The 19,949-nt window shown below is 41.4% G+C and carries 20 protein-coding genes; 13 read left to right on the forward strand and 7 right to left on the reverse strand.

All coding sequences use genetic code 11. The features are described 5' to 3' along the window. The first annotated feature begins 28 nt into the window (after positions 1-28). On the forward strand, positions 29-1,675 hold the full coding sequence (locus tag DBR32_RS11465; protein WP_370453704.1) for an outer membrane beta-barrel family protein: 1,647 nt from the start codon (positions 29-31) through the stop codon (positions 1,673-1,675). A gap of 72 nt (positions 1,676-1,747) precedes the next feature. On the opposite strand, the gene DBR32_RS11470 is transcribed toward DBR32_RS11465, so the two are convergent. The 3 genes from DBR32_RS11470 to DBR32_RS11480 are packed head-to-tail and all read right to left on the reverse strand — an operon-like array spanning position 1,748 to position 5,960. Further along, positions 1,748-2,947: an aminotransferase class V-fold PLP-dependent enzyme gene (locus tag DBR32_RS11470; protein WP_124636476.1), complete on the reverse strand. Its 1,200-nt coding sequence runs from the start codon at positions 2,945-2,947 to the stop codon at positions 1,748-1,750. A gap of 43 nt (positions 2,948-2,990) precedes the next feature. Further along, positions 2,991-4,712 carry a hypothetical protein gene (locus DBR32_RS11475; RefSeq protein ID WP_124636477.1) on the reverse strand — a complete coding sequence of 574 codons (1,722 nt, stop codon included), beginning with the start codon at positions 4,710-4,712 and terminating at the stop codon, positions 2,991-2,993. A 60-nt stretch (positions 4,713-4,772) separates the two neighbouring features. Then, entirely contained in the window at positions 4,773-5,960 is a 1,188-nt protein-coding gene (locus tag DBR32_RS11480; protein ID WP_124636478.1) for a phosphoglycerate dehydrogenase, read from the reverse strand. A gap of 139 nt (positions 5,961-6,099) precedes the next feature. Here DBR32_RS11480 and DBR32_RS11485 point away from each other — a divergent pair, with 139 nt between their 5' ends. Then, positions 6,100-7,029 carry an alpha/beta hydrolase gene (locus DBR32_RS11485; protein WP_124636479.1) on the forward strand — a complete coding sequence of 310 codons (930 nt, stop codon included), beginning with the start codon at positions 6,100-6,102 and terminating at the stop codon, positions 7,027-7,029. Between the two features lie 6 nt (positions 7,030-7,035). Here the strand turns inward: DBR32_RS11485 and DBR32_RS11490 are convergent, their stop codons facing one another. Both DBR32_RS11490 and DBR32_RS11495 read right to left on the reverse strand, forming a co-directional pair. Continuing rightward, positions 7,036-7,452: a hypothetical protein gene (locus DBR32_RS11490; RefSeq protein ID WP_124636480.1), complete on the reverse strand. Its 417-nt coding sequence runs from the start codon at positions 7,450-7,452 to the stop codon at positions 7,036-7,038. Between the two features lie 200 nt (positions 7,453-7,652). Beyond that, positions 7,653-8,069, reverse strand: a complete 417-nt coding sequence (locus tag DBR32_RS11495; RefSeq protein WP_124636481.1) for a hypothetical protein — start codon at positions 8,067-8,069, stop codon at positions 7,653-7,655. Between the two features lie 98 nt (positions 8,070-8,167). Here DBR32_RS11495 and DBR32_RS11500 point away from each other — a divergent pair, with 98 nt between their 5' ends. The 10 genes from DBR32_RS11500 to DBR32_RS11545 all read left to right on the forward strand — a co-directional run bounded on the left by DBR32_RS11500 (position 8,168) and on the right by DBR32_RS11545 (position 16,279). Next, positions 8,168-9,100, forward strand: coding sequence for an FAD:protein FMN transferase (locus tag DBR32_RS11500; RefSeq protein WP_124636482.1), 933 nt, complete (start codon positions 8,168-8,170; stop codon positions 9,098-9,100). Further along, entirely contained in the window at positions 9,081-9,290 is a 210-nt protein-coding gene (locus DBR32_RS11505) for a DUF4266 domain-containing protein (protein ID WP_158605972.1), read from the forward strand. The genes DBR32_RS11500 and DBR32_RS11505 overlap by 20 nt, the downstream gene beginning before the upstream one ends. A 7-nt stretch (positions 9,291-9,297) precedes the next feature. After that, positions 9,298-10,503 carry a DUF3570 domain-containing protein gene (locus DBR32_RS11510; protein WP_124636484.1) on the forward strand — a complete coding sequence of 402 codons (1,206 nt, stop codon included), beginning with the start codon at positions 9,298-9,300 and terminating at the stop codon, positions 10,501-10,503. Between the two features lie 29 nt (positions 10,504-10,532). Next, positions 10,533-11,192, forward strand: a complete 660-nt coding sequence (locus DBR32_RS11515; protein ID WP_124636485.1) for a hypothetical protein — start codon at positions 10,533-10,535, stop codon at positions 11,190-11,192. A gap of 86 nt (positions 11,193-11,278) precedes the next feature. Next, positions 11,279-12,130 carry a methylated-DNA--[protein]-cysteine S-methyltransferase gene (locus DBR32_RS11520; RefSeq protein WP_199724467.1) on the forward strand — a complete coding sequence of 284 codons (852 nt, stop codon included), beginning with the start codon at positions 11,279-11,281 and terminating at the stop codon, positions 12,128-12,130. Between the two features lie 70 nt (positions 12,131-12,200). Then, positions 12,201-12,821, forward strand: coding sequence for an alpha-ketoglutarate-dependent dioxygenase AlkB (locus DBR32_RS11525; protein WP_124636486.1), 621 nt, complete (start codon positions 12,201-12,203; stop codon positions 12,819-12,821). A gap of 314 nt (positions 12,822-13,135) precedes the next feature. Then, entirely contained in the window at positions 13,136-13,741 is a 606-nt protein-coding gene (locus DBR32_RS11530; RefSeq protein ID WP_124636487.1) for a DUF2238 domain-containing protein, read from the forward strand. A gap of 98 nt (positions 13,742-13,839) precedes the next feature. Next, a complete protein-coding gene (locus DBR32_RS11535) occupies positions 13,840-14,433 on the forward strand; it encodes a Crp/Fnr family transcriptional regulator (RefSeq protein ID WP_124636488.1) in 594 nt (197 codons plus the stop codon). Positions 14,434-14,507: 74 nt separating this feature from the next. Then, on the forward strand, positions 14,508-15,386 hold the full coding sequence (locus tag DBR32_RS11540; RefSeq protein ID WP_124636489.1) for a pirin family protein: 879 nt from the start codon (positions 14,508-14,510) through the stop codon (positions 15,384-15,386). Positions 15,387-15,400: 14 nt separating this feature from the next. Continuing rightward, entirely contained in the window at positions 15,401-16,279 is an 879-nt protein-coding gene (locus tag DBR32_RS11545; protein ID WP_124636490.1) for a pirin family protein, read from the forward strand. 326 nt (positions 16,280-16,605) lie between these two features. Here the strand turns inward: DBR32_RS11545 and DBR32_RS11550 are convergent, their stop codons facing one another. Further along, a complete protein-coding gene (locus DBR32_RS11550; RefSeq protein ID WP_124636491.1) occupies positions 16,606-16,950 on the reverse strand; it encodes a DUF6150 family protein in 345 nt (114 codons plus the stop codon). A 126-nt stretch (positions 16,951-17,076) separates the two neighbouring features. Next, the gene (rpsA, locus tag DBR32_RS11555; protein ID WP_233559725.1) at positions 17,077-18,870 is read right to left on the reverse strand and encodes a 30S ribosomal protein S1; all 1,794 of its coding nucleotides are present in this window, start codon (positions 18,868-18,870) and stop codon (positions 17,077-17,079) included. 215 nt (positions 18,871-19,085) lie between these two features. Between rpsA and DBR32_RS11560 the strand changes: the two genes are divergently transcribed. Next, positions 19,086-19,901 carry a tetratricopeptide repeat protein gene (locus tag DBR32_RS11560; protein ID WP_124636493.1) on the forward strand — a complete coding sequence of 272 codons (816 nt, stop codon included), beginning with the start codon at positions 19,086-19,088 and terminating at the stop codon, positions 19,899-19,901. Positions 19,902-19,949 lie beyond the last annotated feature (48 nt).

Below are 19,949 nucleotides of genomic sequence, written 5' to 3' on the forward strand. Positions count from 1 at the left end.
AAGAACAGGATATTATCCGGATAACGGGATTGGCTTTAATGCCAATTACCGGAAAAAGAAATTAAACCTTTTTGCTTCTTATACCATAAGCCGGAGAACATTTCCAGGCAGCAGTACCACCTATCAAAGGCTGCAAAATGCCGATACCGCCTTTGCTTATCGCCAGGATTACCGGCATGAGCGCCGCAAATGGGGTAACAATGCCTCTTTGGGTTTAGATTATAGCTTTAATGATAAAAATATCGTTTCGGCCATGTTCTCGATCCGTTCAGGATTGGGGAATAACAGCTATTACAGAACTTATGAAAACCTGGATCTGAACAACAACCTTCTGAGTACGGACCGCCGGGATGAGGCGAATAAGGAAATGGAAGATATGCTGGAAGGAAGCTTATCCTATACCAAAAAGTTCAAAAAGCCAGGTGCTGAATGGAAAACGGAGCTAAAATGGTTCCGGGATCAGGATTTTGAGAAGTCCGATTATACGGAAACATCTACAACTTACAGCCAAACGGTTTTTGAGAACTCAAAGGCTTATGTAACGGAAGAAAATTTCCTGGTGCAGTCTGACCTGGTTATTCCTTTTAGTACCGAAGGCAAAATAGAAACGGGGATACGCAGTCAGAACAGACATTTTAATAATGAGTTTCGTTTTGGTCACCTTAATGGTGCCAACTGGGAAGCACCCAGTAACTTTAATGATGACTTTACTTATGAGGAACGTGTGCATGCCGCCTATATAATGGGCTCTAATACCTATGGTAAATTAGGTATACAAGCCGGTTTACGTGGCGAATATTCTGATGTCACTACCTTACAACGTTCTTTGAACAATGCTAATAACAAACAGTATTTCAACTGGTTTCCCAGTTTGGCCATGTCGTATAAATACAATGAGCACAATACCTTCCAGTTAAGTTATAGCCGCCGCATTAACCGTCCGGGGCAATGGGAATTAATGCCTTTTATGAAGTTTGGCGATAACAGAGAAATGCGGGTAGGTAATGCCAACCTGAATCCTGAATATACCAATGCCTTTGAATTAGGGATGATGCAAAACTGGCGTTCCGGTTCCTTGTTATCTTCTCTTTATTATAGAAAAACGACCGATAAGATCGAGCGGATGGCCAGCTATGGCTCCGATGGAATTATCTATCGTATTCCCCTGAATATTGCCGATCGGGATGCTTATGGTTTGGAACTTAATCTGAATTACAGCGCCACCACCTGGCTGAGATTTACTTCGGGATTTAATTTTTTCAGAGAATCGATCTTCGGTACCTATAATAACGCGCATTTTAAAGTCGATAATTTTAGCTGGACCAACCGGACGGCGGTAAATTTTGTGCTGCCCCAAAGATGGAGAATGCAGCTTTCCGCCAACTATGAGGCACCGGAGGTAAATCCGCAAGGAAAAACCCTGAGTATCTTCTTTGCAGACTTCGGGATGTCTAAAGACTTTATGAAAAATAAAGCCACGATCGGATTTAATGTGAATGACATTTTTAATTCCAGAAAATGGAGAAACGTTACTGAGACCGCCGAAATTTATTCTGAAACAACCTTTCAGTGGCGCCCAAGAACTGTTCGCTTAGTGCTTACTTATCGCTTTAACCAACAGGCAAAGGACAATGGTAAAGTCTACGATGCTTCGGAAAACAGAGGTGAAGGATAAATAATATTTTAATAAAAGGTGAGGGCCGGAAGCNNGCTTCCGGCCCTCACCTTTTATATATTTGGCTATACTTTAGAGCACGCCTACTTCCTGCATGCAGGTTTTCATCATCTGGAAAGTACGTTCAATATCATTGTCTAAACCAATGGAGAAGCGGATCAGGCCATCGCTTAAACCCATAGCTTCCTGCTCTTCTACCGGAATCTCGCTTGAAGTCGAACTCCCCGGAGCGCTAAATAAAGTTTTATAGAATCCAAGGCTTACCGCCAGGTAACCAATATTGCGGTGCTGCATCAGCTCCATCAATTCGTTCGCCTTATCCAGGCTGCCCACATCAATCGTCATCATACCGCCAAAGCCGTATTCCTCATTATACATTTTTTTGTATAGCTCATGCCCACTATGACTCGGTAATCCATTATACACTACTTTTAAGCCTTCCTTTTCAAAATTCGTGGCCAGGTATAAGGCATTCTTGCTATGCTGTTGGATACGAATATGAAGGGTACGCAGGTTTTTCAGGATACTAGCCGAGCGATTGCTATCCATTGTAGGACCTAAAAGCATCGCCGCACCGTCATTTACATTTCTTAGATCATCAATAAATTGTTGGGTACCACAAACCACACCGCCCACAGTATCGCTGCTTCCGTTGATAAACTTGGTCAAACTATGGACCACCACATCTGCACCCAAAGATTTTGGTGCAATCGCCAGTGGCGAAAACGTATTATCCACCACCAATTTTAAGTTATACTTTTGGGCAAGCGCCGCCATGCCGGAAATATCAGTAATCTCCAGTAAGGGATTACTGACCGTTTCACAATACAAAACTTTTGTATTCGTAGTAATGGCCCGCTCAACAACTTCCAGTTTCGTACTGTCCACAAAAGTGGTATGGATATTCAATTTCGGCAGAAAATTTTTCATGAACGCATAAGTACCGCCATAAATAGTCCTGCTCGACACGATATGATCCCCTGCGCCACATAATTGAAGCAATACAGAAGTAATGGCACCCATACCGGAAGCCGCAACATTGGCCGCTTCTGTATTTTCCATAGCCGCGAGGGCTTGTCCTAAATAAAGATTGCTTGGTGAGGAGTGACGAGAGTATAGGTAACACCCTTCTGCATTGCCTTCGAAGGTATCGAACATCTTTTTTGCAGAAAGAAAGGTATACGTAGAAGAGTCAGATATAGAGGGGTTTACGCCTCCGAATTCGCCGAAGTACTGAAGATCCTGAATTTTGTCTGCCGGATTAAAGCTCATGTATATAATTTTTGGTTAATAAATGTTGATACGACACTTTTCCTTAGTAGATATCGTATTCTCTACGGCTGATGTTCCACCGCAGGCCACCATAGAGGTATATTGCCGTGGGCTGTGCCACATCTGCACTGTTTTTCTTAAAATAGGATCCACCCGCTTCAAAAAAGATATTGGGTTTAATTTCATAGGCAATGTTCAGGTTGCCATATAATCCTTTTTCTTTCTTGCCTACAAACATAGGATAGCCTTTCTCTCCAGCAGTTCTATTCGCTGCCAATCCGAAAATGCCATTGCCGATATTATCGGTACTGTTGGAATCGACACCTCTTTTCGATAAAATTACTTTACCGGTAAGGGTGAGCCTAGGCATCGGCTGATAGCGCAACAGACCGATGAGTTCTGCAAAGTTATTCCCTAAAGGATGCGCCAATGGCTGATTGTAGTGTGTATAACTGGTGAGGCTGTCGTTTTGTGCGGTATAGGTAAAAGGACGCACCACATTAAGTTCTATCTGGCCATCCAGGTTAGCGACTTTAGCCACATTAAAATATTTTAATCCTAATTGTACCGCATATTGGTTTTTCCAGGACCCTTCGCCAATTTCAGCAAAGTCCAGGCGATCGGCATATAGTTGTCCGTATAATTGAACCCCGTTGATCGGTAAGGCCTTAAACTGGAAACCCCAGGCATTATTGTTATTGTTTCCGGTAAGTTGCTTTAAACCGCTCTGTAATCCAATCACCGGCAACAACATCTCAACGGGTATCCCTGTTTTCTTAGCAAATACGGTACTTTCAAAAATACCCACACTCAACCAATGATTAGGCGTAAAATTGAGTTGATGAATGCTTGCATATTTTCTGGGTAATAAACCATCTCCATTTTGTAGTATGGTATTGTTGGCCACCAGCTCTGTGTACAGGTTTTCGTATGAAAACCTGCCCCATTGGCTGCGCAACCTTAAGAAGGTCGCAGGCGCGCTGCTATTCGCAATGGCGAGGCTGCGTATCCCATAGCCCATCTGATTTCTATCATAGCCAAAAGTAACGCCGATATGGTTTCTGATCATCGAAAAATCGACATATCCTCTGGCCAGAAAAAGGTCATAATTATTCCCGTTTTTTACAGCATAATGCTCTCCCGGAAATTGCCCCCGATGACGGGCCACCCAATCTTCTGCATATGTCGGTATTTTTTCTTGGTTATCGGCGAGCATCGTATAGAAACCAATTTTATCGGCAATGCGGCCTCTGAATTCCAGACCTCTTGTATTTGTTGTCTTTAAACCCACATTACGTTCATAGCCTGCCTGAGCATATATGATGGGGTTGACCGCCAGGAAGAAATCGTCATTGTGTACCTGCAGCAGGTCTGCTTGTTTTTTATAAAAATATTTGAGTACTGGTCTTTTGGAATCTATAGAACCACTTTCCCCGGAAGCATTCTCATACCATTCTCCGCTGATTGAGATCGCTCTGTCTATATTAAATTTATCAATATCGCTCACCTGGAAGCCCCTGGTGCGTACCGAGCGCACGACCTGACTCAGGAACCATACCGCATCTTTTCTGGAAACAGGTTTCTGTGCCATACTGAATTCTGAGATCAGCTGACCCGAATTGGTTTCTAACCGATCCAGCAGATGGTACTCATCTGAACCATAATTCAGATACGTATTTTGTGCCTGCACATACTGGTTGAACCCGGTTAAACATAAAGCAGTCAGCGATATGCGTACAATATGTTTAGCGTATAGTTTGGTCATAGATGGAGCTTGATGCTTTTTATAGGAACACAAATGTATTTAAAATATATCGAATCGATTTTATGGAAGGGAATGCGGTACGACACCACGCAGATGTCTTCTTTTAATCACACCCTCTATCTGATCTATTTGCTGTAACACCTTTTCGGGCAATTCGTTTTCAATATCCATCATGGTATAGGCATTTGCTCCTTTACTCTTATTGATCATATTGAGAATGTTCATCTGTGCATCGGCCAGTATTTTCGATATTTGCCCCAGCATATTCGGCATATTCTTATGGGTAATCGTTAACCTGTTGCTCGCCACACCCGGTAGCTCACAGTTGGGATAATTGACTGCATTCATGATATTCCCGTTTTCAAGGAATTCACGGGTTTGCCTTGCAGCCATTACCGCGCAGTTATCTTCTGATTCTGGCGTGGAGGCGCCAAGATGGGGAATGCTCATTACATTTTGCATTTCGGCGGTTTGCGCATTCGGAAAATCGGTTACATAACAGCCCACTTTACCCAGATGCAGGGCCGCTTTCATATCTTCATCATTCACCATTTCTCCTCTTGATAAATTGATAATGCGTACGCCGTCTTTCATCTGCCGCATTGCCTCGGCATTAATCATACCGATCGTTTCGGGCGTAGACGGAAGGTGTAAGGTGATGTAATCACATTTTTCATAAAGGCTGTATAGGTCTTTGGCTTTCTTCACATTCCTGGACAAGCCCCATGCTGCATCTATAGAAATATACGGATCATAACCATACACTTTCATACCCAGACTTTCCGCAGCATTGGCCACCATTACGCCTATAGCGCCCAGACCCAGTACGCCCAATTTTTTACCATATATCTCCGGGCCGGAGAATTGTGCCTTACCGGACTCTACCTGCTTTTCTATATCCGTACCGGATAAACTATTTGCCCATTCTATACCGGCTACTATTTTTCGGGAAGACAGTAACAGCGCAGTGATGGCCAGTTCCTTTACCGCATTGGCATTGGCTCCGGGGGTATTAAACACGACGATACCATTTTCTGAACAGCGTTCCACCGGAATATTATTCACCCCGGCACCCGCGCGGGCAATACACAATAGCGAGGCCGGCAAAGGCAGCTCGTGTAACCGTTGGCTTCTTAACAGGATGGCATCCGGCAAGGACTCCTGATCGGAGATTGTATAATTCGAATCAAAAATATGGAGCCCTACTTTGGCAATTTGATTATAGGTCTGTATAGAAAATAAAGGCATATCCCGGTTTTGAAAATGTGGAACAAAGATAAAATTATTATAATAGCAAGCAGCCCATAATGATATTAAAGTATATTTGGTAGGCAATTGCTCCTATAACGCAAATTGTCTGCTCCCATAAAAACCAGCTGCGCTTTTCATGCAAAAGATACGATTCATTTTATTTTTTATTTTACTCCACACAGGCCTTTGTGCGCAAGATACGCTGAAGATTGTAGTCAACCCTGAAGACAAGCATTCTGCCAGTTACACTATTTTTTTTCCGGACAGCGCGGAATTGAAGGGATATTTGATCCTGATCCCTGCTTTTGGAGAAACACAGGAAGCGGTTTCGGTACAAACGGCACTTCCCCGCATGGCGGCGAAGAATGGGATCTTAACGGTTATCCCAACTTTCCGTACCGGTACGCAGGCTTTTGGGATCGATAGCCTCAGTCAGGCATCTTTGCAGGAAATCATCAAAGATGTGCAGCGCAGGTATTTACTTGCGCACTGGGATATGTATATAGGCGGCTTTTCAATTGGGGGTAGTTCTGCGATCAAATATGCTGAGCGCGCTCAAAAGGAACCGGGTCTGTTTAAACCAAAGGCCGTATTCGCTATAGATCCGCCACTCGATTTTGAGCGCTTTTACCAAGCCGCATTACGATCCGTACGACTAGCCGGAGCGAATAAACCCAATCCGGAAAGTGTTTACATGATACAGCGGATTAAAGAGGAGATGGGAGGCACGCCCGAAGCCGTACCCCATCAATATCATCGTTTATCTCCTTACTCTTTTTCGGATACGACGCAGCGTGCCGTAAAGTGTTTAGTTAACACCCCACTGCGTATCTACTGCGAACCGGATATACAATGGTGGATGCAGGAGCGCAGTTTTGATCTCTCCAACATGAACGTCACAGATGCCGCAGCCATGATCAACGAATTGAACCGGCTAGGCAATAAGAAAGCCAGCCTGATCCTTACACAGGATAAAGGCTTTCGGAATCCGGATAAGAAAAAGCATCCGCACTCCTGGAGTATTGTGGATAATCAGGACCTCATAAATTGGTTACTGGCGCAATAAGCAGGTTTAGAAAATACGGCTATCGCTTTGTCTCCCTTGAATGGCTTCTTCCACGTCTTTATAAAAATTTTCAAACCGCTCTTTTTTAGTCGATTTAAAAATCGCTTTAGCCACAAGAAACCCTAAGACAAGCCATAAAGCACCGCCGAAGCCAAAAACAAATTGCCCGTATATCAACGACAGTACTGCGGATAGCAATACTATACTCAACACAATACTTAATATAGATACTAATACCGGTGGTACAAAATCGACGATCAATTGTGTTTTTCGCTCTCTCAATAAAAATTTGAAATTTTCTGTGGGTATAAAAATAGTATTACCACTCAAAAATGGTTTCTTAACCGTCACACCTGGGTATTTTTGGGATAACTGATCGGCAATTTCTTGTAGCGGCTTCGCTGTAGGATTCTGTATTTTCATATATAAATTCTGTTTTATCAAAGGTAATAAGCACACAATTTAATCAATAATTAAAAAACCTGTCATAATGATTTAATTATCTTTTTAAATCGGGTTTATCAAAATCAAGACTGATACACAAGCACTAAGGCATGGGAACTCGGCATTTACCCCTTCCATATTGTTGCAATAATGCCTTTACAAATGGGATTTGCGTATAATCAGAAAATCGCGTTTTCGCTCGGTTGTGCCTGAATCGCATCCGCCACATCGCTGTAAAACTGCTCAAATTGTTCCTTCTTGGTGTACTTATATATTGCCCTCCCGATGACAAACAAGAGAAAGACCCAGGTAATTTTACCGATTCCAAAAGTCGATTTTTCGTAAGTCAGGTTGATTACAATTGGTAATAACAGGACCATGGGAATAAAAACAATTGTTGATAATAGGATAGGGGGTACAAAATCTGCTATTAAAAAACTTGTCCTATCTCTCAATACAAATTTTAAATTTCCGGAAGGCACAAAAATGGTATCTATAAAGTATGATTTCTTTATCGTGACGCCCGGATATTTCTGAGATAAATATTCCGCAATTTCCCGCAAAGGCTTTTCCCCTGGATTTTCTATTTTCATCATCGTTTGTTTTACAGATAAAATAAGGAGCACCCAATTTAACCAATAATTAAAAATCTATTATAATGATTTAAGTATATTTTTGAACCCAGTCTATCGAAATGAACATCTATACACGATCTCAAAAGCTTATGGGTTCTGCATTTACACTTGGTGTGGTCTGCGGTACCGAAGCAGATGCCCATACCTTTTTGGATATGGGTATCGCCGAAATAGAACGTCTGGAACAATTGCTTTCAGAGTTTTTACCCGGTTCAGAGACGGCTAAGATTAATACATCCATACTTTCCGGTCCACTGTCGATCGATAAGGAATGTTTTGATCTGATTGCCCGCTGCCAGGATCTTTCTAAACTGACTCAAGGAGATTTTGACATCACGATTGGCCCCTTAAAAAAATTATTCCGTTTCAAGAATGAAGCTTTTGAGATGCCCGATAAAGCTTTGATCCAACAGACGCTTTTCCGGGTGGGGTATCATAAGCTACTGCTTGATGCCGGGCAAAATAGTATTGGCTTTTCGGTAAGGGATATGAAGATCAGCTTTGCGGCCATCGGTAAAGGCTATGCATCTGATCGGGTGAAAACACTATGGCTCAAAGCCGGACTGGATTCGGGATATATTAATGCAAGTGGCGACCTTTGTGCCTTTGGCAGTAAACCGGACGGTAGTCAATGGAATATTGGCATTGCAGATCCGGACGATACCCGGAAAATCCTCTTATATGTGCCGCTGAACAATGCAGCAGCAGCGACTTCGGGCGACTATGAACAGCATTTTATCTGGAAGGGCAAACGATACGGCCACAACATTGATCCCCATACGGGCATGCCCCTGAGTGGGATTAAAAGTGTTAGCATCTTCTCTCCAAGTGCAGAACTATCAGATGCTTTGGCAACTGCTGTGTATGTAAAGGGAATAAAAAAAGGATTGGATTTTATCAACCAATTACCCCAAACACATGGTATTATTATTGATGAAAATAACGACATTTATGGCTCTAAATATATACAGTATGAGATGGTTAATCAGTAGTCTCTTGCTTATCCTTTTTGCATCTTCCTGTGCCAGCGTAAAACCTTACGAACGGCAATACCTGAATGATGCTGAGATGCAAATGAGTAAAGATGCCGGAAGAAATTTTAATGATTATGTCCATTCGATCAGAGAAGGTGCTACACCGGCTAATGGGCTAAAAGGTAGTGGGGGCTGCGGTTGTAACTAATTATCTTATGAAAAAGACGACATTTTTAATCGGGAGCATCGCCTTGCTGGGCTACACGGCTCCGGCACAAGATACCGCACAATCCGAAACAAAAATCGACAAGAGTGAAGTAGAATTGGTTTATAACCACTATATACAAGACGGTAATCGTTCTGCTGTAACAGGTGGTATCGGTACAGAGGCCCTTACCGTTTATGGCCCTGCTGTCAATATTAAAAGAAGCCGTAACAAAAATGCACTGAGTTTTAATGTGGGTACAGACATCATTACCTCTGCCTCTATCGATAATATTGATATTATAAAATCTTCTGCCTCTTATACGGATATTCATGCGTATACCTATGGCATCCTCGAACATGCTTTACGCAAGGATTTGACGATATATGGTGGCATGGGCTTCTCTGTAGAAAGCGATTATTTTTCTTACAGCGGCCGCATAGGGTTTACAAAAGAGGATACCAAACGCCAACGTACTTATCATGCAGACCTGCAGGTGTTTAACGATGATTTGAGATGGGGCCGGATCAATGAAAGCTATTTCAAGGCAGAAACGCTCATATATCCTGCGGAGTTAAGGTATAAAGAATGGTATGATGTGTATAAGCGATATTCCTATAACCTCAAACTGGGTGTCACTCAGATTATAAACAAGCGAAATGTTTTCGGCATTTATCCCGAGCTCACTTATCAACAGGGACTCTTGTCTACGCCATTTCACAGAATATATTTCTCTGATGGAAGCCTGGCGGTGGAACAGCTGCCCGAAAGCCGCTTAAAAGCAGCGCTGGCCCTGAAATGGAACAGCTTTTCCGGAGGAAGAGTCGTGCTTAAAAATACGGTAAACGGCTATACGGATGATTTCGGTATTCATGCATTGGCGCTTGAAAACGAAACAGCCATTAAGCTGAATAGGGAAGTGACTTTACTCCCAAATGCAAGGATTTACTTTCAAAAGGGATCGCCTTATTTTAAGCCCTATAAAGAACATATAAGTAGTGAACGATTTTATACTTCGGATTATGACTTGGCTACGTTTACCAGCTATAATCTGGGGTTGGGATTCCGGTACAATCCGTTTAAATACCTTGGGAAAACATTCCTGTTTAACGGCATGACCTTGCGTTATAATTATTATCAGCGCAGCAACGGACTTTCGGCACATATCTTATCAGCGGCCTTTCAAACAACGATGTTCCGTAAAATGAAATCGTAAAAGTGATTCCAAATTTCAATTTTATACCCATGATACCAGGACAGCAAACAACATACAGGACATTTGACAATCGCATGGACGCAGAAGCTTTGGCCGAAACCTTAGCAGCATCCGGAATCAAAGCTTTTGTAGAAGAAAGTATCACCCCTTTTGATACCGCTTACACCGGCTCGTTCTATAATAAAGAATTTTACCTCAAGATCAATAATACCGATTTCGAAAACGCTAACAAAGCACTGGAGAACGTTATTATTGATAAGAATACAATCAATAAAGATTATTACCTCTTTACCTTCACGAACGAACAATTGTTTGATGTAGTCTGTAAACCGGATGAGTGGAATGAATTCGATTATGTTTTAGCCAAACAGCTCCTATCGGAGAGAGGAGAAGTGATTGATGAGGTACAGATCCGGAATAAAAGAGCAGAAAGAATCCGGCACCTTGCGGCACCGGAAAAGTCACAACCTATTACCATATTGCTTGGGTATATTTTTTCTGTTTTCGGTGGTTTAATCGGCATCATATTAGGATATATGATCTGGAGCGCGACCAAAACACTTCCGGATGGCACTAAGGTATATTCCTATAGTCCTAAAGACAGGGCCAATGGAAAAATCATTTTCTATATAGGGCTGATCAATGTCCCGATCCTGTTTATCATAAGACTGGCCATGAAAGCCGAATAAGGGATATCATAAATTCCGCAAGTTCCGGATTGTATATTTCCGCCTGTATCCGGAACTTTGTGGTGTATTAAATGATTATTTGTATTATGAATACGCAAGAGCAACAAGACTATCAGCGCATTGCTGAGGCGATAGATTTTATCAAGACGCATTTCAGGAAACAACCAGGCCTGGAAGAAATTGCTGCGCAGGTGCATATGAGCCCTTTTCATTTTCAAAGGCTTTTTACGGAATGGGCAGGCACCAGTCCGAAAAAGTTTTTACAATACATCAGCCTGGAACATGCCAAAGGTTTATTAAAAGCAGAACAGCAAGCCAGCTTATTTGACGCCGCTTATGAAACCGGGTTGTCCAGCACCAGTCGCTTGCATGAATTGTTTATCAAGATAGAGGGCATGTCGCCGGCAAGCTATAAAAACGGTGCCGCTCAACTCACGATTCATTATGATTTCTTTCCCAGCCCTTTCGGGAAAGTGATCATAGCCGCTACCGATATTGGAATTTGTTACATGGCTTTTGAAGAAGAGGAATCGTTTGCTGTTGAAAAGCTGCAAACCTATTTTCCGCATGCATCCTTCACAAAAGAAACAAACCTGCTGCAGCAACAGGCCCTATCGATATTTGATCATAAAGAAGCTCCTCTTCCTGAAATAAAATTACATCTTAAAGGCACGCCTTTTCAGCTTAAGGTATGGGAAGCCCTTTTAAAGATTCCGATGGGCCAACTAACAACGTATGGGACACTCGCGAAACAGATTGAACAACCCAATGCTTCCAGGGCTGTAGGCACCGCAATCGGAAGTAACCCTATCGCTTTTCTAATCCCCTGCCACCGGGTAATTCAAGCTACGGGAAATTTTGGCGGCTATATGTGGGGGCCTACACGCAAAACGGCCATCATCGGTTGGGAGCAGGCCCAGATAGAAACGACCTCATAAAACCTCCTTTTAAATAATCTCTGTATCGTCTTACATCTGCAGTAAGCCTGATGAAATAATACTTGAATTTATGCCCGAAATAAATTTATGGGAACCAACAACCGAGTTTCCGATAGAACTGCTGCCTTATGATGGCGCTACACTATACTATGGCAGTATTATGTACAAAGCCACGGCCGATAATTATTTGGCCACCTTATTGTCTGATATTGCCTGGCAACATGATGAAGCCATTATCTTCGGCAAGAAGATCATCACCAAACGAAAAGTAGCCTGGTACGGAGACCGTAATTTTGAATATACTTATTCTAAAATCACCAAACAGGCATTACCTTGGACGGACCCTTTACTCGCCCTTAAAAAGATGGTTGAGGTTATTTCCGGAACGACTTACAATGCCTGCCTGCTCAATTTGTATCATAACGGACAGGAGGGCATGGCTTGGCATAGTGATGATGAGAAAGATCTTCAAAAGAATGGTGCTATTGCTTCGCTGAGCCTTGGTGCACCGCGAAAATTTGCACTGAAGCACAAAAAAAGTAAAGAAACAATCAGCCTCATCCTGGAGCATGGCAGTTTGCTGGTTATGAAAGATACAACACAAAGCCACTGGCTGCATAAGCTACCGACCACTACAAAAATCGATAGCCCCCGGGTTAACCTCACGTTTAGAAGTATGGAACTCAGATAAGTTTGTTTGCCTTGATTTGGCACTCATTTTTGCAGATACCCAATTATTATTTTATCCTGTGCATATATAATTATGTGAATTGATCGTTAGTACTATTATATAATACTCCGATCCAGCTATTTGCACTTGTTTTTGTGTGGAATTGATGTGAATGGCAATACCTTGATCGGGGATTTTAAGCCCCATACCTGAATTGTAGTCCTTATTGCTAAAATCATACTTTACGATTTTGGTAATTTTAGGCCTCCTGTTCAGGTATGGTATTATTATTCCACAAGGAATACTTTAGCCCGGATTATTGAAAACAGGAATAAATGAAAAAATACTACTTACTCTTACTCTTATTTGGTATTGGTTTACTTCTGTCGGCCATTGAGCCGCATGATTATTTTACCTGGTTTCTGGAAGTGTTTCCTGCCTTATTGGGGGTTATGGTACTTCTGGCCACTTTTGAAAAATTCCGGTTTACCTATTTTGTCTACGTGCTAATCCTATTACACACTTATATCCTCTTTATCGGTGGGCATTATACCTATGCCGAAGTCCCTTTATTTGATTCTATCAGAGATGCTTTAGGACAAGAGCGCAATAACTATGATAAAATCGGGCATTTTATGCAGGGTTTTGTACCGGCAGCCATCACCCGTGAAATTTTCATCCGCAGGAAGATTATTAACAGTAAGTCCTGGCTTCCTTTTCTGGTAATTTGTGTCTGTGTATGGATCAGTGCCATGTATGAATTCCTGGAATGGGGTATTGCCCTGGCCACCGGCAGTAATGCCGATGCCTTTCTGGGTACACAGGGATATGTTTGGGATACCCAATCGGATATGCTTTATGCTGCGATCGGTTCTGTAGTTTTCATCCTTTTATTTTCCAGAATCCACAACAAGAAGATACAGAAAGAGCTGGGAGAATAATCTTCATCTGAAGAGTCTTCAAACTTCTGTATTTTTATATATTGAGATGTTCCGATTTCCGGATCATCTCTTGTTTTGTATCGACGAAAATAATGCACATGAATAGCTTTAACCTGAAAACATTCCTCACCACTAATGTGGAAATAGACGAACAGACGATCAAAGAACACATAGAAAAATTAAAAAAAATCAGGATTAAAAAAGGAAACTTTCTCTTGCGCCAAGGAGACATATGCAAACACTCTTTCTTTGTAGAAGAGGGTCTTTTAAAGTATTATTCTATTGATGAAAAAGGCAAACAACATATTTTACAATTTGCACCCGAAGGATGGTTTGTCGTAGACCGGGAGAGTATGTTTTTCAATCAACCTTCTCAATATTTTATAGAAACACTTGAAGATAGTGTGGTCACGATGATGGATGAAGATGTATTTGCCGAACTCTCTCTGCAAAATAAAGATTTCGCCTTATTCAACAATCGCCTGCTGCATAACCATATCCGTCATTTACAAAACAGGATCAATTTATTATTAAGCGCTACGGCTGAAGAGCGTTATCTCGAATTCGTTAAAATTTACCCCGATCTTCTGTTACGGGTACCCCAGACCCTGGTCGCCTCCTATTTAGGGATTACGCCCGAAAGCCTCAGCAGGGTAAGAAAGGATCTGGCTACCCGAAGGTTTCAGAAATAAGCTACTTACCATACATCAATGTTCCGGACCCAGCCTTGTTTTAATTTTGCACTATACATTTAAATAAAATAGTAATGAATATAAAAAAAGTAGCTTCCTTGATTGCCCCACAGGCACCCCATTTTGTGGGAGATGGATTCAGGGTACATAATTTTATTCCACACGGCAACCTGATCGGTATGCATCGGATGGATCCGTTCATCATGCTGGATTATAATTCTGCTTACGAATTTGCCCCTTCAGCAGTTCCCAAAGGAGTAGGGGTACATCCGCATCGCGGATTCGAAACGGTTACCATCGCCTACAAAGGTAAAGTGGCACACCATGATAGTTCGGGTGGCGGTGGTGTAATCAATGAAGGAGATGTCCAATGGATGACTGCTGCCTCAGGTGTTTTGCATAAAGAATACCATGAAGAAGGTTTTAGTAAAACAGGAGGCCTTTTTCAAATGGTGCAGCTTTGGGTAAACCTGCCTGCAAAAGATAAAATGTCTGCTCCCAAATACCAGGCAATTACCAAAGAAGCAATTCCGCAGTATACATTAGAAAATGAAGCAGGCAGTATTGCCGTAATTGCCGGAGCCTATAAGAGCGTAAAGGGCGCAGCAAGTACCTTTACACCCATCCATATTTATAATGCTAAACTTCATAAAGGTGCTGCCGTAGATATTGATCTTCCTGAATCGTATCATACCGCTTTGTTGGTTATTGAGGGCAGTATTGTGGTGAATGGAGAACAAGCCGTAAGTACCGATCATTTCGCATTATTCGAAAATGGAGGAACGACATTTACCATAACTGCTTCAGAAGATGCCTTGGTCCTTATTTTGAGCGGGGAACCCATAGCCGAACCGATTGTCGCGCATGGTCCTTTTGTGATGAACACACAACAAGAAATAATGCAGGCTTTTAACGATTTTAATCAGGGAAAATTCGGATATTTAGAAGACTAAAAAATAAAAATTATATGTCTAACGTCGGACTAATTATAGAAGAGCGTGCTGCCAGTATAGGCAGTTTTATGGTGGGCCGTTTATTGCCTTTTGCTCAAAAACGCGCGGTGGGTCCTTTTGTATTTGTTGATCATATGGGACCGGTAACGTTGAAGGATTATGAAAACTTTGATGTACCTCCACATCCACATATTGGTTTATCTACTTTAACCTACCTCTTTGAAGGCTCCATCATGCACCGGGATAGTATGGGGGTGGCCATGGAAATAAAACCCGGTGCGGTAAACTGGATGACCGCCGGAAAAGGAGTGACCCATTCGGAACGCACCCCGGAATATTTAAGACATTCGGAGAAGAGCCTGCATGGCTTACAGATTTGGGTAGCCTTACCCAAAGATCTGGAAGACTGTGACCCTTCTTTTGCCCATATAGAAGCTACAGACATTCCCCACTGGGAAGCAGACGGGATAAACTATAAACTGATTGCCGGAACATTGTTTGGTCTCCAGTCGCCAGTGCCGGTACACAGCCCTTTGTTCCTGATTGAACTTAAAAGTACCGAAGCGGCTACAGTGCATATTGGCGACCATCTTTTCGGAGAGAGTGCCTTGTATATCCTTGAGGGCAGCATCAGCAGCGAGGGTGAAACGTTTGGCCCGAAACAGATTCTTGTGGCTAAAGATGCAACACTCTGCAGCTTTGAAATGGCAGCAAATACAACCGTATATATTTTTGGAGGCGACCCTTTTCCCGAAGAGCGCTATATACACTGGAACTTTGTACATTCGGATAAAGAAAAAATAGAGGCCGCAAAGAAAGCCTGGAAAGAACAGACCTTCCCGAAAGTACCGGGAGAAACAGAATTTGTGCCTTTACCGGTGTACAGGGTGTAAATATATCCTGTTATTCTTTTTAAAATACGTATTCCGGCTNNAGCCGGAATACGTATTTTAAAAGACTATGATCCTCCTTCTATTTTTTACTATCCCATGCAATAGAATTTTTTAGGCAGAAAATTTTGATTTTGATAGTCAATATACCTTGTAAATAAATAGTTTAAATTATTTATGATGCAAGAATAGTTGTTATTTATAATATATTTTACAATTTGTAAATTGCAAAATGAAAAATGCTAACCCATCTGTAAAGGAATATGTAATACCTCAAATGACTACATTCACTAAGGAAAATACTGAGTAGTTGTCAAATAACGACCACCCTAATCCAAAAAATATTGTTTCGCCGGCTTCTGCCAACCCGCCTCAGACTTCCACTCCGTATAGTAAATAATGATATCTGCTTCCGATTTCCACTCGGTGAAAAAGATCTTTTTACTTTCAGACTTCCATTCAGAAAAAAACCAAAACCCATTATTCTTATCTGCTTCCGACTTCCATTCGGTTTTATACACAATCAGATCGGCTTCTGATTTCCATTCGGTCACATATACTTTTGCATTTGCCTCCGATTTCCATTCGGTGCTGTATACCACGGAGCCATAGCTTGCTGAGGCCTGGAGTAAAAAAATAACTGTGGTAAGTGCTATCGTAATAAATGATTTCATCAGTGATTTTATTTAGGCTTCGACACTTTTGATTATCAATGGTTTAATAAAAGAGTAGCATAATGCCCATATAAAAGAATAGCCCCTCTTTCGGAGGGGCTATTCTTTTATAAACAGTTCAGAAAATTATTTATTCTCTTCTTCGTCTTTTAATTTTTGTTTGATGTCTGCTAAAGCACCTAAGTTACCTAAAGTTGGTTTTTCAACTTTATCCTGCATTTTCTTTACAGAATCTTTAGTTTCTTTGGCTACTGCTTCTTTCTCATCAGATTTTGCTTGTTCCCAAACGCGAGCGTGAGAAGCCATGATACGTTTGTCGTTACGATCGAATTCGATGATTACGAAGTTTAATGTATCGTCTACATTAATGTCTCCACCATCTTCTTTACGTAAATGACGTGCCGGAACAAATGCTTCCAAACCGTGCTCTAATTGAATGTTAGCACCTTTGTCATCTTTACGGATCACTTTACCTTCGTGTGTAGAACCTACAGGGAAGATACCTTCGAAGTTGATCCATGGATCATCTTCAATTTGTTTGTGACCTAAAGATAATTTACGGTTGTCTTTATCAATAGATAAGATTACTACGTCGATAACATCACCTACTTTAGTAAATTCACTTGGGTGGTTAAAACGCTTAGTCCAGCTTAAGTCGCTGATGTGGATCATACCGCCGATACCGGTTTCTAATTCCACAAATACGCCGTATGGAGTAATGTTTTTAACTGTTCCTTTGTGTTTACTGTCTACAGGGAAACGCTCGTCGATATTTTCCCAAGGATCTTCAGTCAATTGCTTGATAGATAAAGACATTTTACGTTCTTCTCTATCTAAAGTAACTACTTTTGCTTCGTATTCGTCACCCATAGTGAAGAATTCTTTTGCATTGATCGGTTGAGAACTCCAGGTAATTTCTGAAACGTGTACCAAACCTTCTACGCCTGGTAATACTTCTAAGAAAGAACCATAGTCTTCGATGTTTACTACTTTACCTTTGATTACAGAGCCTTCTGTGATTTCAGCAGAAAGACTATCCCAAGGGTGAGCAGATAATTGTTTCAAACCTAAGCTGATACGTTTTTTCTCATCATCAAAGTCAAGCACAACTACGTTCAATTTCTGACCGTTTTCCAGTACTTCGCTTGGGTGAGAGATACGACCCCAACTGATGTCTGTAATATATAACAAACCGTCTACACCACCTAAATCTACGAAAGCACCGAAGTCAGTAACATTTTTGATGGTACCTTCTAATACTTGTCCTTTCTCTAATTTTGACATGATTTCGCCACGTTGTTGCTCTAAATCGCTTTCGATAAGCGCTTTATGAGATACTACAGCGTTACGGATTTGCTCATTGATTTTCACAACTTTGAAATCCATCGTTTTACCTACGTACTGATCGTAATCAGTAACTGGTTTCACATCGATTTGTGAACCCGGTAAGAACGTTTCTAAACCGTTAACGTCTACGATCAAACCACCCTTAGTTTTGGAGGTAATCGTACCAGTAACCACTTCGCCAGATTTGAAGTAGTCCACCACGTTCTGCCAGCTACGCACTTGGCGCGCCATACGACGGCTTAAATTTAAGTTACCGTTGCGGTCTTCTTTTTCCACAACAAGTACTTCCACTTCATCACCGATTTTTACACCGGGCATGTCACGGAATTCATTTAAGGATACTAAACCATCAGATTTATCACCAATATTGATGATAACATCAGTTTTAGTCAAACCTTCTACTGTACCGGTAATTAATTCCCCGTCAGTGATAGCTTTGAATGATCCTTCATACTCTTTTTCAAGAGCTTGACGCTTCTCCTGAGAATAGTTAGAAACGTTGCGTTTGTCAATGCTCCAATCGAAATCGTCGTGTGCATTGTTTTGATTGTTAAGAATTTGGTTTTCTTCCAAGTTTAATGTCCTCCTTTTATAAGAAATTTTTGGAGGGCAAAGATAGGATTTTTTTTTAATGTGGAAAACTTTTTATTTTTTGTGATAATCAATCTGCCGGATTAAGCCCCTTATCCTATTGTTTCATATTTTTAAATGATTGGTTAACAAAGGTATATCCTCCTTTTTATCCCCACCGAATAGCTATATTCGATCTCCCTAAAATATTATAATAAATGTTCAAGCTCATCACTTTGTTATTGTTCTTTAGCCTGCTCTATTTACAAACACCCTATGCGCAGCAAGAATATACACCGGCTCAGGAGGCTATTATTGAAAAATATCTTGATAAAGGCGCTTATCAACATCATTATATAAGCCAGGAATGGACAGATTATATTGATACAGCCTTAAGTCTGGATACGACAATTGCCATTTTATGGGAATATAAAGCCCTGCCTTTATGGAAAACCAGAAGGTATGAAATGGCTTTAGTGAGTTATGATCGTGCCGTACAGTATAACCGAAAGCGAAATCTGAGCAGAAGGGGCTTTTTAAAATGCATTTTCCAAAAAAATTACGCCGGTGCACTTACCGATCTGCAAATGGCTAAGAAGGAATTCGGGTTGGGATATGAGAATGATCATACTTATGATTTTTATATCGCCTTGTGTCATTTACAACTGGGTAATTTGGAACAGGCACGCCGCGTACTGCAAACAGAGCTTGACCGGGCAGCAGGAAGGCCTGCAGGATATACCGTCCATTACCTTGAGCTTTTCTTTATGGGCATCATCCAATATGAATTAAGGGATTATGATAAAGCTATAGATTATCTTGACCGATCCATAAAGCAATATTCCCAATTTTCGGACGCAAAGTATTATAAAGGAATATGCCAATTGAAAAAGGGAGCTAAAATACAATACCGTAATCTTATGCATGAAGCTAAAGCGGATTATGATAAGGGATTTACAATTAGCGAAGATAGTCGCTTTTATGAACCATATCCTTATCAGGTAAACTGGTCTATGGTTACCCTCCCTGAATAAAAAGAAAAATGCGTTCCGGTATTTATAAATCTGATATATACTGAATTT

The sequence above is a fragment of the Taibaiella sp. KBW10 genome (genome assembly GCF_003852495.1).
Taxonomy (GTDB): Bacteria; Bacteroidota; Bacteroidia; order Chitinophagales; family Chitinophagaceae; genus Edaphocola.

What these genes read in the sequence shown, in the direction of transcription:
- DBR32_RS11470 (WP_124636476.1), bottom strand. Translation starts at nt 2,947, where the DNA reads ATGAGCTTTAATCCGGCAGACAAAATTCAGGATCTTCAGTACTTCGGC.
- DBR32_RS11475 (WP_124636477.1), bottom strand. Translation starts at nt 4,712, where the DNA reads ATGACCAAACTATACGCTAAACATATTGTACGCATATCGCTGACTGCT.
- DBR32_RS11480 (WP_124636478.1), bottom strand. Translation starts at nt 5,960, where the DNA reads ATGCCTTTATTTTCTATACAGACCTATAATCAAATTGCCAAAGTAGGG.
- DBR32_RS11485 (WP_124636479.1), top strand. Translation starts at nt 6,100, where the DNA reads ATGCAAAAGATACGATTCATTTTATTTTTTATTTTACTCCACACAGGC.
- DBR32_RS11490 (WP_124636480.1), bottom strand. Translation starts at nt 7,452, where the DNA reads ATGAAAATACAGAATCCTACAGCGAAGCCGCTACAAGAAATTGCCGAT.
- DBR32_RS11495 (WP_124636481.1), bottom strand. Translation starts at nt 8,069, where the DNA reads ATGATGAAAATAGAAAATCCAGGGGAAAAGCCTTTGCGGGAAATTGCG.
- DBR32_RS11500 (WP_124636482.1), top strand. Translation starts at nt 8,168, where the DNA reads ATGAACATCTATACACGATCTCAAAAGCTTATGGGTTCTGCATTTACA.
- DBR32_RS11505 (WP_158605972.1), top strand. Translation starts at nt 9,081, where the DNA reads ATGAGATGGTTAATCAGTAGTCTCTTGCTTATCCTTTTTGCATCTTCC.
- DBR32_RS11510 (WP_124636484.1), top strand. Translation starts at nt 9,298, where the DNA reads ATGAAAAAGACGACATTTTTAATCGGGAGCATCGCCTTGCTGGGCTAC.
- DBR32_RS11515 (WP_124636485.1), top strand. Translation starts at nt 10,533, where the DNA reads ATGATACCAGGACAGCAAACAACATACAGGACATTTGACAATCGCATG.
- DBR32_RS11520 (WP_199724467.1), top strand. Translation starts at nt 11,279, where the DNA reads ATGAATACGCAAGAGCAACAAGACTATCAGCGCATTGCTGAGGCGATA.
- DBR32_RS11525 (WP_124636486.1), top strand. Translation starts at nt 12,201, where the DNA reads ATGCCCGAAATAAATTTATGGGAACCAACAACCGAGTTTCCGATAGAA.
- DBR32_RS11530 (WP_124636487.1), top strand. Translation starts at nt 13,136, where the DNA reads ATGAAAAAATACTACTTACTCTTACTCTTATTTGGTATTGGTTTACTT.
- DBR32_RS11535 (WP_124636488.1), top strand. Translation starts at nt 13,840, where the DNA reads ATGAATAGCTTTAACCTGAAAACATTCCTCACCACTAATGTGGAAATA.
- DBR32_RS11540 (WP_124636489.1), top strand. Translation starts at nt 14,508, where the DNA reads ATGAATATAAAAAAAGTAGCTTCCTTGATTGCCCCACAGGCACCCCAT.
- DBR32_RS11545 (WP_124636490.1), top strand. Translation starts at nt 15,401, where the DNA reads ATGTCTAACGTCGGACTAATTATAGAAGAGCGTGCTGCCAGTATAGGC.
- DBR32_RS11550 (WP_124636491.1), bottom strand. Translation starts at nt 16,950, where the DNA reads ATGAAATCATTTATTACGATAGCACTTACCACAGTTATTTTTTTACTC.
- DBR32_RS11560 (WP_124636493.1), top strand. Translation starts at nt 19,086, where the DNA reads ATGTTCAAGCTCATCACTTTGTTATTGTTCTTTAGCCTGCTCTATTTA.